12 protein-coding genes are annotated in these 12539 nt (G+C 67.5%); 8 read left to right on the top strand and 4 right to left on the bottom strand.

Annotated elements, in window-relative coordinates; all coding sequences use genetic code 11:
• The first annotated feature begins 584 nt into the window (after positions 1-584).
• The 6 genes from VSR71_RS11330 (at position 585) to VSR71_RS11305 (ending at position 7442) form a co-directional block, all read left to right on the top strand.
• A complete protein-coding gene (locus VSR71_RS11330; protein ID WP_342913954.1) occupies positions 585-1523 on the top strand; it encodes a pirin family protein in 939 nt (312 codons plus the stop codon).
• A 445-nt stretch (positions 1524-1968) separates the two neighbouring features.
• The gene (locus tag VSR71_RS11325) at positions 1969-3528 is read left to right on the top strand and encodes an ABC transporter ATP-binding protein (protein WP_342913953.1); all 1560 of its coding nucleotides are present in this window, start codon (positions 1969-1971) and stop codon (positions 3526-3528) included.
• Positions 3521-4630, top strand: a complete 1110-nt coding sequence (locus VSR71_RS11320; RefSeq protein ID WP_342913952.1) for an ABC transporter permease — start codon at positions 3521-3523, stop codon at positions 4628-4630. The genes VSR71_RS11325 and VSR71_RS11320 overlap by 8 nt, the downstream gene beginning before the upstream one ends.
• Positions 4631-4648: 18 nt before the next feature.
• Positions 4649-5569 carry an ABC transporter permease gene (locus VSR71_RS11315; RefSeq protein WP_342913951.1) on the top strand — a complete coding sequence of 307 codons (921 nt, stop codon included), beginning with the start codon at positions 4649-4651 and terminating at the stop codon, positions 5567-5569.
• Positions 5570-5637: 68 nt separating this feature from the next.
• Complete coding sequence (locus VSR71_RS11310) at positions 5638-6780, top strand: BMP family ABC transporter substrate-binding protein (protein WP_342914080.1); 1143 nt, start codon at positions 5638-5640, stop codon at positions 6778-6780.
• A 368-nt stretch (positions 6781-7148) separates the two neighbouring features.
• Positions 7149-7442, top strand: coding sequence for a YkvA family protein (locus tag VSR71_RS11305; RefSeq protein ID WP_062797448.1), 294 nt, complete (start codon positions 7149-7151; stop codon positions 7440-7442).
• A gap of 69 nt (positions 7443-7511) precedes the next feature.
• Here the strand turns inward: VSR71_RS11305 and VSR71_RS11300 are convergent, their stop codons facing one another.
• Genes VSR71_RS11300 through VSR71_RS11285 form a run of 4 tightly spaced genes read right to left on the bottom strand, consistent with a single transcriptional unit; the run spans position 7512 to position 10708 of the window.
• The gene (locus VSR71_RS11300) at positions 7512-8489 is read right to left on the bottom strand and encodes a quinone oxidoreductase (protein WP_342913950.1); all 978 of its coding nucleotides are present in this window, start codon (positions 8487-8489) and stop codon (positions 7512-7514) included.
• 42 nt (positions 8490-8531) lie between these two features.
• On the bottom strand, positions 8532-8933 hold the full coding sequence (locus tag VSR71_RS11295; protein ID WP_209760587.1) for a methylglyoxal synthase: 402 nt from the start codon (positions 8931-8933) through the stop codon (positions 8532-8534).
• 44 nt (positions 8934-8977) lie between these two features.
• The gene (locus VSR71_RS11290; RefSeq protein ID WP_342913949.1) at positions 8978-9766 is read right to left on the bottom strand and encodes an SDR family oxidoreductase; all 789 of its coding nucleotides are present in this window, start codon (positions 9764-9766) and stop codon (positions 8978-8980) included.
• Positions 9767-9820: 54 nt separating this feature from the next.
• Positions 9821-10708, bottom strand: coding sequence for a DMT family transporter (locus VSR71_RS11285; protein ID WP_342914079.1), 888 nt, complete (start codon positions 10706-10708; stop codon positions 9821-9823).
• 243 nt (positions 10709-10951) lie between these two features.
• On the opposite strand from VSR71_RS11285, the gene VSR71_RS11280 reads away from it, so the two are divergent.
• Positions 10952-11956 (top strand): tripartite tricarboxylate transporter substrate binding protein, encoded by a 1005-nt coding sequence (locus tag VSR71_RS11280; protein ID WP_342913948.1) that lies wholly within the window; start codon positions 10952-10954, stop codon positions 11954-11956.
• A gap of 47 nt (positions 11957-12003) precedes the next feature.
• Positions 12004-12492 (top strand): MarR family winged helix-turn-helix transcriptional regulator, encoded by a 489-nt coding sequence (locus VSR71_RS11275; protein WP_342913947.1) that lies wholly within the window; start codon positions 12004-12006, stop codon positions 12490-12492.
• Positions 12493-12539: the final 47 nt, after the last annotated feature.

The following is a 12539-nucleotide window of genomic DNA, read 5'->3' as shown; positions in this document are numbered from 1 at the left end:
GCCCGGTTCAGATTGCCTTGCCGCCATGACCGGCACGATTGCCGGCGGACGGTCTGTGGGCCCTTCCGCGTTGGCGGGGGGAGGCCCGATTGACGGGAAGCCGGCCATGCGTCCGGGCAGTCCCTGAAGCGGCGCAACCGGCGACGCGTTAGGCGTGGCGACCAGTTGGCCAGTGGCAGCGCAGGTATTGAGGTTTTTGGGCGCGCCGCCGATCCATTTGGCCGTTGACTGGCAAGGGCTGGCGCGGATTCGGCCACCTTGCAATTCACATCAACGGATGACAAAGAGAGCGCTATTATAGCGATCTTCTTTGATCTTGTCATCTTTCCGCTTTCCGGCCCGGATTTCGCGGCAATTTTATGCTGCCGCGAGGCGTTCGCGGCACCGGTCCGGAGGGCCGGCGCCGCCCGCCGCGTCGTTCCAATTCCGATAGTGGCGGTCAGGTCCGTTGACCCATGAATGGAACAATCTGTTGTCTTCCCGCCCTCTACTCTTTCCCGGCCAAACCACTAAATTGACGGGGTAGCTGAAACGACGGGACCGCGCGGCACGATCGCCGCGCCTCCCGCCCACAGGAGAAAGACATGGATACCCGTAGCCTCTTCACCACCGTTCCCGCCACCGCCGCGGAAAGCGTGCAACGCTCGCGCACCGTGGACCGCGTCGTTCGGGGCATCGCCACCTCCGACGGCGCCGGCGTGAAGCTGACCCGCGTGCTGACGCAGAACCTGCAGCGCCGGCTGGACCCGTTCCTGATGCTCGATGCCTTCGGCACCGACAGCAAGGACGACTACGTCGGCGGCTTCCCCGATCACCCGCACCGCGGCTTCGAGACCATCACCTACATGCTGGCCGGCCGCATGCGCCATCGCGACAGCGCCGGCAACGAAGGCCTGCTGCAGAACGGCGGCGCCCAGTGGATGGTGGCCGGCGCCGGCGTGGTGCACTCGGAAATGCCCGAGCAGGAAGACGGCCGCATGGAAGGCTTCCAGCTCTGGCTGAACCTGCCTGCCGCGGACAAGATGACCGCGCCGTGGTACCGCGACATGCCGTCGGCCGAGATTCCGACGGTGGCACTGGGGGACGACGAAAGCGGCGGCACGGTCCGCGTGCTGGCCGGCGCCAGCCACGGCGTGGCCGGCGCGGTGACTCGACCGGTGACCGAGCCGCTCTACCTCGACGTGCACCTGCCGGCCGGGCAATCGTTCGCGCAAGCGCTGCCGGCCGGGCATAACGCCTTTGTGTACGTCTACCAGGGCGAGGTGTCGATCGGCGACGACGACGACAGCGCGGTGGTCGAGGCCCAGCGCATGGGCGTGCTGGACAACGCCGGCACGGCCGACGGCGTGGTGGTGCGGGCCGACGCGGACGCGCGCTTCCTGCTGATCGCCGGCAAGCCGCTGAACGAGCCGATTGCGCAGTACGGCCCGTTCGTGATGAACACGCAGGAGCAGATCTACCAGACGCTGGCGGATTTCCGGGACGGGCGGTTCGCGACGATCGCGGCGGGTTCCGGGGCGTAATTCGCCTACCGGTTTGCTCCCCTCTCCCGCGCGCGGGAGAGGGGTTGGGGGAGAGGGCCGGCGCTGGCAATAGCAACGGCCCTCACGATGTGGACACTCCCGCCCTCTCCCCCGCCCCTCTCCCATAAATGGGAGAGGGGAGACAACATTCGCAATCCTGACCCCATCAGCTTCGGCAAGCCGCCGCCTCCACCAGGAGGCGGCGGCTTTTTTTCGTGCCGTAGCCGGCATGCGACTTGCAACCTGCCTGCAACCGTTGCGGGGACTGGACACTCGCCCGTTTCAGGCCTTCCACCCCCCGCGCACTTATATAATTCGACACCTATATCGAGCATCACCAGTTCATGATGAATGCTGCAATGCGGCGCGGCGATCCTGCGCCACGCACTGCCGCGCTTTGACTCATCCCGACGTTGCTGCCCTCACAACAACCCGAGCTGCCTCAGTGACATCACAAACCCCTCCCAGGCTGGCGCTTGCCCATATCAGCAAGCGCTATCCGGGCGTCGTCGCCAACGATGACGTCAGCCTTACCGTCGCTCCCGGCGAAATCCACGCCGTCCTGGGCGAAAACGGCGCCGGCAAGTCCACCCTGATGAAGATCATCTTCGGCGCCGTCCGGCCCGATGCCGGCGAGGTGCACTTCAACGGAGCGCCGGTCACGATCAACAGCCCGCACGATGCCCGCAACCTGGGCATTGCCATGGTGTTCCAGCATTTCTCGCTGTTCGACACTCTGACCGTGACCGAGAACATCGCGCTCGGCCTGCCTGCCAGCCAGCAAGGCAACATGAAGCAGCTGGCCGAGCGCATCCGCGCCACCGCCGAGCGCTATGGCCTGCCGCTGGAACCGAACCGCCACGTGCACACGCTGTCGGTCGGCGAGCGCCAGCGTGTGGAGATCGTGCGCGCGCTGCTGGCCAACCCGCAGTTGCTGATCCTGGACGAGCCCACTTCGGTGCTGACGCCGCAGGCGGTCGAAACGCTCTTCGTCACGCTGCGCCAGCTGGCCGACGAAGGCACCAGCATCCTCTACATCAGCCACAAGCTCGACGAGATCCGCGCGCTGTGCCATCACGCCACCGTGATGCGCATGGGCAAGGTCACCGGCGTGTGCGATCCGCGCCGCGAAACCGCGGCGTCGCTGTCGCGGCTGATGATCGGCGGGGAGCCGCCGCGTGAGGCGCGCGTGACTGCCTTCCGCGGTCCAGTGCGACTGAGCGTGCAGGAGTTGTCGCTGCCGCGCGCGCATGCCTTCGCCACCGAGCTCAGCCGGATTTCGCTGGACGTGCATGCGGGCGAGGTCGTCGGCATCGCTGGCGTCTCCGGCAACGGCCAGCAGGAGCTGTTGGCGGCGCTCTCAGGCGAGGACACGCGCGCGGCCAACGCATCGCTGCAGATCGGCGGCAGGCCGGTCGGCAAGCTCGACGCCCGCCAGCGCCGCCGCGCCGGCCTCGCATTCGTGCCAGAAGAGCGGCTGGGGCGTGGCGCGGTGCCGGGCATGAGCCTGGCCACCAATATCCTGTTGTCGCACCAGAGGCCGCCCTACGTGCGCAAGGGCATGATCTCGCCGCGCGCGGCGACCGGGCTGGCGGCGGCGGTGATCGACCGCTTCCGTGTCAAGGCCAGCGGACCGGATGCGCTGGCGCGCAGCCTGTCCGGCGGCAACCTGCAGAAATTCATTGTCGGCCGCGAGATCGAAAGCGGCCCCAAGGTACTGATCGTGGCGCAACCGACGTGGGGCGTGGACGTGGGCGCCGCGGCGCAGATCCATAACGAGATCCTGGCGCTGAAGGCCACCGGCTGCGCCATCCTGGTGGTGTCAGAAGAACTCGACGAGCTGTTCGCGATCTGCGACCGGCTGCACGTGATCGCCAAGGGCCACCTGTCGCCCCCGGTGCCGACCGAAACCGCCACGCGCGAGCAGGTCGGCCTGTGGATGAGCGGCTTGTGGCAAGGCGGTCCCGCCAAGGCACACCCCGCGGAGGTGGGAAGCCATGGCTGATGTGCGACGCCTCTTCCCCCGTTCCCCGCTCACGCTGGCGCCCCGCGGGCTGCCGTCGCGCACCATGGCCTATGCCTCGCCGGTGGTCGCGCTGGCGCTGACGCTGCTGTTCGGCGCGCTGCTGTTCCTGGTGCTCGGCAAGGACCCGGTGGCCGCGCTGAAGGTGTTCCTGGCCGATCCGCTGCGCGACAGGCGCGCCATCGGCGAGGTGCTGCTGAAGACAGTGCCGCTGGTGCTGTGCGCGCTCGGACTGTCGGTGTGCTACCGGGCCAACGTGTGGAACATCGGCGCCGACGGCCAGCTGATCGCCGGCGGCATCTGTGCGGGCGCCGCGGTGCTGTATTTCGACGTGCCGGGACAGGCCATGAATGGCACCGTGGTGCTGGTGCTGGCCTCGCTCGCCGGCATCGTCGGCGGCATGGCGTGGGCCTCGCTCACGGCGCTGCTGAAGGACAGGTTCAACGCCAACGAGATCCTGGTCTCGCTGATGCTCACCTATATCGCGCAACAGTTGCTGCTGTGGGTGGTCAACGGGCCGCTGAAGGATCCCAACGGCATGAACTTCCCGCAGTCCAAGGTGTTCTCGTCCGAATTCCTGCTGCCCAACCTGATGTCGGGCTCGCGCCTGCACGCCGGCTTTGCGGTGATGCTGGTGCTGGTGGCGGTGATGACGGTGTTCGTGTTCCGCAGCTTTGCCGGCTATCGCCTGCAGGTCGGCGGCACCGCGCCGGCGGCGGCGCGCTACGCGGGCTTTTCGGCGCGCAGCGCATTGTGGAGCGCGCTGCTGATCTCGGGCGCGACCGCGGGGCTGGCAGGCGCGTTTGAGGTGGTCGGCCCGATCGGCCAGCTGCTGCCGTCGATCTCGCCGGGCTACGGCTTCACCGCGATCATCGTGGCGTTTATCGGCCGGCTGCACCCGGTTGGCACCGTCTTCGGCGGCATCATGATGTCGCTGTTCTATATCGGCGGCGAGATGGCGCAATCGCGCCTGGGCCTGCCTTCGGCCATAGGCTGGGTGTTCCAGGGCATGCTGCTGTTCTTCCTGCTGGCCTGCGACACGCTGATCGAAAACCGCCTGCGCTGGCGCGCCACCACGGCCTGAGCGGAGCAAACAAAGCATATGGAACAACTCGCTCCCCTCATCGCCACCGCCATCAACGCCGGCACGCCGCTGCTGCTGGCGGCGCTGGGCCTGCTGATCAACGAGCGCTCGGGCGTGCTCAACCTGGGCGCCGAAGGCATGATGCTGGTCGCCGCGGTGGCCGGCTTCATGGTCGGCTACCAGACCCAGTCGCCGATGCTCGGCTTTGCCGCCGGTGCGCTGGCCGGCATGCTGATGGCCACGCTGTTCTCGTGGCTGGCGCTGGTGCTCGCCACCAACCAGGTCGCCACCGGCCTGGCGCTGTCGATCTTCGGCACCGGGCTGTCGGCCTTCATGGGCCAGCGCTTCGTCGGTTTTGCCATGCCGGCGCAGGCCAAGGCGGTGCCCGGGCTGGCCGAACTGCCCTTCGTCGGTCCGGCGTTCTTCCAGCATCACTGGATGGTGTACTTCAGCCTGCTGCTGTGCCTTGCCATCATGTGGTTCCTGTTCCGCACGCGCGCGGGCCTGACGCTGCGCGCGATCGGCGAATCGCCGGAATCCGCGCACGCGCTCGGCTATCCGGTGCGCACCATCCGCTTCGGCGCGCTGTTGTTCGGCGGCGCCTGCTGCGGGCTGGCGGGCGCCTACCTGTCGCTGGTCTACACCCCGATGTGGGTCGAGAACCTGGTCGCCGGCCGCGGCTGGATCGCGCTGGCACTGACCACCTTCGCCACCTGGCGCCCGGGCCGCGTGCTGATCGGCGCGTGGCTGTTCGGCGGCGTGACGATCCTGCAGTTCTACCTGCAGGGCATCGGCGTATCGGTACCGTCGCAGTTCCTGTCGATGCTGCCGTACGCGGCCACCATCGTGGTGCTGGCGCTGATCTCGCGCAACCCCGCGTGGATACGCCTGAACATGCCGGCATCGCTGGGCAAGCCGTTCCGGCCCGGCAATGCCTGATCGCCAGGATCGGATCGATTGTTTTGACGGAAATCCCTGAGCTACCAACAATTCACCAAGGAGAAATGATGATCGTCACGCGCAGGAAAACCCTGGCGGCGCTGGCCGCCACCGCAGTGCTGGCATTGGCCGGTTGCGGCAAGAAGGAAGCCGACAAGCCTGCCGAGACGGCCGGCACCGCCGCGCCCGCTGCCGGCCAGGCGGCCGAGCCCCTCAAGGTCGCCTTCGTCTATATCGGCCCGGTCGGCGATGCCGGCTGGACCTTCGCGCATGACAACGGCCGCAAGGCCGTGGAAGAAAAGTTCGGCAACAAGGTCAAGACCTCCTTCGTCGAGAACGTGCCCGAATCCGCCGCCGACGCCGAGCGCGTGTTCCGCGACCTGGCCAGCCAGGGCAACAAGCTGATCTTCGGCACCACCTTCGGCTACATGGAATCGATGCTCAAGGTGGCCAAGGAATTCCCGGACGTGAAGTTCGAGCACGCCACCGGCTTCAAGACCGCCGGCAACCTGGCCCAGTACGACGTGCGCACCTATGAAGGCGCGTACCTGGCGGGCGTGGTCGCCGGCAAGATGAGCAAGACCGGCAAGATGGGCGTGGTGGCGTCGGTGCCCATCCCCGAAGTGATCCGCAATATCGACTCGTTCACGCTGGGCGCGCGCAGCGTCAACCCCAACGCCACGGTCAAGGTGGTGTGGGTCAACAAGTGGTTCGACCCAGGCAAGGAACGCGAGGCCGCGACCACGCTGATCGGCCAGGGCGTCGACATGCTGATGCAGAACACCGACTCCGCCGCCGTGGTGCAGACCGCGCAGGAGAAGGGTGTGCATGCCTTCGGCTGGGACAGCGACATGACCAAGTTCGGCGACAAGGCCCACCTGGCCGCGTCGGTGATTTCGTGGGGCGTCTACTACAACAAGGTCGTGGAAGACGTGCTGAACAACCAGTGGAAGAACAGCACCACGTGGTGGGGCCTGAAGGAAGGCATGATCGACCTGAAGTCGTTCAACGCGGTCGTGCCGGAAGATGTGAAGAAGCTGGTCGAGGAGCGCAAGAAGGGCATTGCCGATGGCAGCGCGCCGATCTGGAAGGGTCCGATCAAGGACAACACCGGGAACGAGCAACTGGCGAAGGATCAGGTCGCGGATGACAAGTTCCTGCACGGCGTGAAGTTCTACGTCGAGGGTGTGGAAGGGAAGATTCCGGGGTGATGGGTGCACCAAGGCCGCCCGGGCTCGCCTGAGCAGAGTGCGCCAAAGCCGCTCGAGTTGGCCTAAGCAAGGTGTTCTCCCTCTCCCCTCACGGGGAGAGGGCTGGGGTGAGGGGCGGTTTGGCTAGGAACCACATCAAGCAAGGCCAACGGTTCTAACCCAAGGGCATCAGCCTTTGACCCTCCCGCCCTCACCCCCGGCCCCTCTCCCGCGCGCGGGAGAGGGGAGAAAACCGCGGGCATCAGAAGCCGCGATACCACTGCCCCTCCCATCACATTCCCCCCGCGGAACTTGAAGCCGTCCGCAACGGCCCAACCTCACTGCGTATGCGCCAGTGTCAGGCGCGCGCCATGTGAAGGAGGCCTCTCATGTTGAAGCGATTTTCGGCCCTGTGGACGCTGGTACGCCGCGATGGGCGGCTGTTCTGGTATGCGCTGCGCCACCCGGATGCCCCGGCATGGCTGAAACCCGCGGCGATCGGGCTGTTGCTGTACGCGATTTCGCCGATTGACCTCGTGCCTGACGTGGTCGCGGGGCTCGGCATCATTGACGATGTGGTGCTGATCCCGCTGGCCGTCCACCTGATCCTGAAGCGCCTGCCGCCGCATATCCTGCGCCAGGCGCAGGCGCGCGCCACCGCGACCACGGTGCGGCCGCACTGAAGCAGGCAAATAAAAATCCCCGTGGCACCGAGTGCCACGGGGATTTTTTATACCTGCGCCGAACCGGATTCAGCGCGGCAGCAGAATCGTCGAGCCGGTGGTCTTGCGCGATTCCAGGTCGCGGTGCGCCTGCGCCACTTCCGACAGCGCATAGCGCTGGCGGATATCGACCTTGACCTTGCCCGTCGTGACTGCGTCGAACAGGTCGGCCACCATCGGCTCGAGCAGCTCGCGGTGCACCACGTAGGTCATCAGCGTCGGGCGCGTCAGCCGCAGCGAACCCTTGCTGCCCAGCACCGACAGGTCAAACGGCGGCACCGGGCCCGAGGCATTGCCGAAGCTGACCATGGTGCCGCGCGGCGCCAGGCAGTCGAGCGAGCCCTGGAAAGTGTCCTTGCCGATCGAGTCATAGACCGCCGGCACGCCCTTGCCGTTGGTGATTTCCTTGACGCGGTCCACGAACGACTCGCGCGTGTAGACGATGGTATGGGCGCAGCCGTTGGCGCGCGCCAGCTCGGCCTTCTCATCCGTGCCGACGGTGCCGATCACGGTTACACCCAGCGCCTTCAGCCACTGGCTGACGATCAGGCCCACACCGCCGGCAGCCGCGTGCAGCAGCACCGTGTCGCCCGGCTGCACCTTGTAGCTGTCGCGGATCAGGTATTGCGCGGTCAGGCCCTGCAGCATCATGGCCGCGGCGGTGTCGAACGGGATCGCGTCCGGCAGCCGCACCACGATATCGGCCGGCATCACGCGCACCTGCGCATACGCGCCGGTCGGGCGGCCGGCATAGGCGACGCGGTCGCCCACGCTCACGTGGCCGACGCCCTCGCCCACCGCCTCGACCACCCCCGCGCCCTCCATGCCCAGGCCGCCCGGCAGCGGCTGCTTGTACAGGCCGGTGCGGAAATAGACGTCGATGTAGTTCAGGCCCACCGCTTCGTGGCGCACGCGCACCTCGCCGGGGCCGGGCTCGCCCACTTCCACATCGACCCACTGCATGACTTCAGGACCGCCGGTCTGCTCGATCCGGATGGCTTTGCTCATCTGCGTCGCTCCTAGTTGTGGTGTTGCATCGATCGGTGAAATTCAGCTTGCCTGCGTGCCATCCGCCTCATTGGCCAGGCCGGCGATCAGCAGCTCGGCAGTGGCGACATTGGTCGCGCACGGCACGTTGTGCACGTCGCAAGCGCGCACCAGCGCGTTGATATCCGGTTCATGCGGCTGCGGCGTCATCGGGTCGCGCAGGAACACCACGGCGCGCACGCGCCCTTCGGCCAGCTGCGCGCCGATCTGCAGGTCGCCGCCCCACGGCCCCGACAGCATGCGCGTCACTTCCAGTCCCACCTCGTCGATCAGGCGGCCACCGGTGGTGCCGGTTGCCAGCAACTCGCATTGCGAGAGAAACGCGCGATGGCGCGTGGCAAAGGCGACGATGTCGTCCTTCTTGTGGTCGTGGGCGATCAGCGCGATGCGGGGGCGTGTCATCAGTAATTCCTGGTTGGGGTGGTGAGACTGCAGCAGGCTGGTGGGGATCAGAACGTGCCGGGGTAGGCACCGCCGTCGATCAGCAGGTTCTGCCCGGTGATATAGGCGGCCTGGCGGCTGCACAGGAAGGCGCAGGCGGCGCCGAACTCGGCCGGCTCGCCGAAGCGGCGCGTCGGGTTCTGCGCGGCACGGCGCTGCGCCACTTCCTCGACACTCAGGCCGGCCTGCTTCGCGCCGCCTTCCATGGTCTTGCGCAGACGATCGGTATTGAACGGCCCGGGCAGCAGGTTGTTGATGGTCACGCCATGCTGCGCCACTTCACGCGCCACGCCCGCGACAAAGCCGGTCAGGCCGGAGCGCGCGCCGTTGGACAGCCCCAGCACGTCGATCGGTGCCTTGACCGCGCCACTGGTGATATTGATGATGCGGCCCCACTTGCGCGCGATCATGCCGTCGACGGTGGCCTTGATCAGCTCGATCGGGGTCAGCATGTTGGCGTCGAGCGCGGCCAGCCAGTCGCTGCGCTCCCAGTCGCGGAAATTGCCCGGCGGCGGGCCGCCGGCGTTGTTGACCAGGATGTCGAGGTCGCCCAGCCTGGCGGCGGCGTCCAGCGCCGTCTTGCGTCCTTCGGGCGTGGTGATGTCGGTTGCCACCGCGATCACGCGGCGGCCATGGCGGGCGCGCAGGTCGGCGGCGGCCTTCTCCAGCGCCTCGGCGCCACGCGCCACGATCACCACGTCAACGCCTTCCGCCGCGAGGGCGTCGGCGCAGGCCAGGCCAAGGCCCTTGCTGGCGCCGCAGACCAGCGCATGCTTGCCACGCAATCCCATGTCCATGTGATTCTCCTTTGTCTGTTGTCTTGGAACGGTCGGGAGAGCCCGGCCGATGCATCAGGTTTTCCTGGCCGAAAGCAGGTACATGCCGCCCATCACCAGCGCGCTGCCGGCCAGCTGTACGCCGCTGATCGGCTCGCCCAGCAGCCAGTAGCCGAGGAACAGCGTCGATACCGGGCCGATCATGCCGGCCTGCGAGGCCAGCGGCGCACCGATGCGCGCCACCGCCACCATGGTCATCGACACCGGCAGCACCGTGCAGAACACCGCATTGACGAGTGACAGCCACATCACCGGCGCCGGCTGCGCCAGCTCGGCCACGGGCCGGCCCAGCGCCACATACTGGATCACGCAGCAGGCGGTGGACACGCACATCGCATAAGCCACCAGCCGCAGCGAGCCGATGCGCCGCACCAGCTCGCCGCTCAGGATCAGGTAGACAGCGTACGTCATGGCACTGCCCAGGACCAGCGCGCCGCCCAGCCACACCTGGCTGCCGCTGACGTCGAGGTCATGGGCGAAGACCAGCACGATGCCGGCATACGCCAGCAGCAGCGAGAGCCACTGGCGCGAACGGATCGGCCGCCGGAACGCCAGCGCGGTGGCCAGCAGCACGAACGACGGGGTCAGGAACAGGATCAGCCGCTCCAGCCCGGCGGTGATGTATTGCAGGCCGATGAAATCCAGGAAGCTCGACAGGTAATAGCCGATGAAACCGAGGAACACCACGCGCCCGCGGTCCGCCCACGACAGCGGCGCCAGCCGGCGCGACTGCCACCAGCCGATCGCGATGAACAGCGGCACGGCGAACAGCATGCGCAGCGTCAGTACCATCACGGCATCGACGCTGTAGCGGTACATCAGCTTGGCGACGATCGCCTTGGCGGAAAACAGCACCGCGCCGACGGCGGCGATGGCAAGCCCCGCGCGCTGCGGCGACGGCAGCGCGGCAGGCGCGGCGAGGGACTTCTGGGAGGCGGACACGGGAATTCGTGGAAAGCGGGCCGCAGGGCCGGCGCACCGGCCCCGCGCGGCCCCGCGAAGCGACCCGACGATTGTATTCGAAAAGGCGCAACCGCATCGGCGGCTGCCCCGGCCCGGCGCGCGTCCTGCCGATCCCCTACAATGGCCGCGCGCCGCCTGCGTCACGGCCGGCGCCACGATAACAACCCAAGGAGACTTCTCGCCATGCCGACCCACCCCGCTCACGCCGGCCGCCGCGCGTTGCTGCCCGCTGCCCTGGCAGGCGCCGCTGCGCTCGCTGGCAGCTTCAGTGCCGCCGCCGCGCCCGGCGACAGCTATCCCTCCCGTCCGATCCGCTTCGTCGTGCCCTACGCCGCCGGCGGCACCACCGACCTGGTGGCGCGCACGGTCGGCCAGCGCGTGGGCGAGAAGCTCGGGCAGCCGGTGGTCATCGAGAACCGCCCCGGCGCCGGCGGCAATGTCGGCATGGACGCCGTGGCCAAGGCCGCGCCGGACGGCTACACCATCGGCTTCGGCGCGATCTCCACCAATGCGCTCAACCCGCATATCTACAAGCAGGTGCCGTTCGACCCGCGCAAGGACTTCACCGCGATCAGCCTGCTCGGCACCTCGACCATCGTGCTGGAGGTCAGCCCGGCGCTGCCGGTGAAGACCGTCAAGGAACTGGTGGCCTACGCCAGGGCCAATCCCGGGCTGACCTATGCAACCGCCGGCACCGGCACCTCGATGCACCTGGCCGGCGCGATGTTCGCGCAGATGACGCAGACCAGCCTGACGCATGCGCCATACAAGGGCAGCAGTCCGGCCATCAACGACATGCTGGGCGGCCATATCAGCGTGATGTTCGACAACCTGCCGGCGTCGCTGCCGCATATTCAGGCGGGCAAGCTGCGCGCGCTCGCTGTAGCGGGCAAGCAGCGCTCACCGTCCCTGCCCGACGTGCCGACGCTGGCCGAGGCCGGCTTGCAGGGCTATGCGGTCGAGCCATGGTTCGGGGTCTATGGCCCGGCCAACCTGCCGGGGCCGGTGGTGCAGGCGCTCAACGGCGCCTTCGTCGAGGCGCTGGCACGTCCCGATGTGCGCGAGAAGCTGGTGCAGGCGGGCTTCAGTCCCAAGGGATCCAGCGCGGCCGAACTGCAGGCGCTGACGCAATCGGAATACGAGCGCTTCGGCAAGGTGGCGAAGACGGCGGGGATCACTGCGGAATAAGCAGCGGATATACTCGGGGCACGCTCATCCAACGCATCACGATCGACGTGCCCAACCCCTCCGCATCTTCCGCATCGTCAGCAGACCAGACCGCCCCCGACTACGATTTCACCGAGCAGGTCGGCCACCTGCTGCGGCGCGCATACCAGCGCCACGTGGCGATCTTCCAGCAGACCATCCCGGATTCGCAGCTCACCGCGGCGCAGTTCGTGGTGCTGTGCGCGGTCAGGGACCGGCAGCCGTGCTCGCTCAATGAAGTGGTGCGCGCCACGGCGATCGACCAGGCGACGGTGCGCGGCATCATCGAGCGGCTGAAGGCGCGCAAGCTGATTGCGGTGTCGCATGACCCGAACGACCGGCGCAAGGTGGTGGTGACGGTGACGCCCGGTGGGCTGGCGTTGATCGACGAAACCGTGCCGTTCGCGAAGCAGATTTCGGAGCAGACGTTTGGCGGCCTGAACCCGGCGGAGCGGGTGGCGGTGACGTACTTGCTGCGGAAGATGAGTGAGATTGACGAGGGGAATGGGGGCGCTTGAGCTTGACTGGGGGTCAAGCATGCTGCCGATCTGCTCCCCTCTCCCGC

Origin of the sequence: Cupriavidus oxalaticus (genome assembly GCF_038900635.1) — a bacterium.
GTDB classification, from domain to species: domain Bacteria; phylum Pseudomonadota; class Gammaproteobacteria; order Burkholderiales; family Burkholderiaceae; genus Cupriavidus; species Cupriavidus oxalaticus_B.
The sequence above is the reverse complement of the archived record's forward strand: the minus strand, read 5'-3'. Positions and strand labels throughout refer to the sequence as shown.

Excerpts from the sequence above, each read along its gene's own strand:
- VSR71_RS11330 (WP_342913954.1), top strand. The coding sequence starts at position 585 with ATGGATACCCGTAGCCTCTTCACCACCGTTCCCGCCACCGCCGCGGAA.
- VSR71_RS11320 (WP_342913952.1), top strand. The coding sequence starts at position 3,521 with ATGGCTGATGTGCGACGCCTCTTCCCCCGTTCCCCGCTCACGCTGGCG.
- VSR71_RS11315 (WP_342913951.1), top strand. The coding sequence starts at position 4,649 with ATGGAACAACTCGCTCCCCTCATCGCCACCGCCATCAACGCCGGCACG.
- VSR71_RS11310 (WP_342914080.1), top strand. The coding sequence starts at position 5,638 with ATGATCGTCACGCGCAGGAAAACCCTGGCGGCGCTGGCCGCCACCGCA.
- VSR71_RS11305 (WP_062797448.1), top strand. The coding sequence starts at position 7,149 with ATGTTGAAGCGATTTTCGGCCCTGTGGACGCTGGTACGCCGCGATGGG.
- VSR71_RS11300 (WP_342913950.1), bottom strand. The coding sequence starts at position 8,489 with ATGAGCAAAGCCATCCGGATCGAGCAGACCGGCGGTCCTGAAGTCATG.
- VSR71_RS11290 (WP_342913949.1), bottom strand. The coding sequence starts at position 9,766 with ATGGACATGGGATTGCGTGGCAAGCATGCGCTGGTCTGCGGCGCCAGC.
- VSR71_RS11280 (WP_342913948.1), top strand. The coding sequence starts at position 10,952 with ATGCCGACCCACCCCGCTCACGCCGGCCGCCGCGCGTTGCTGCCCGCT.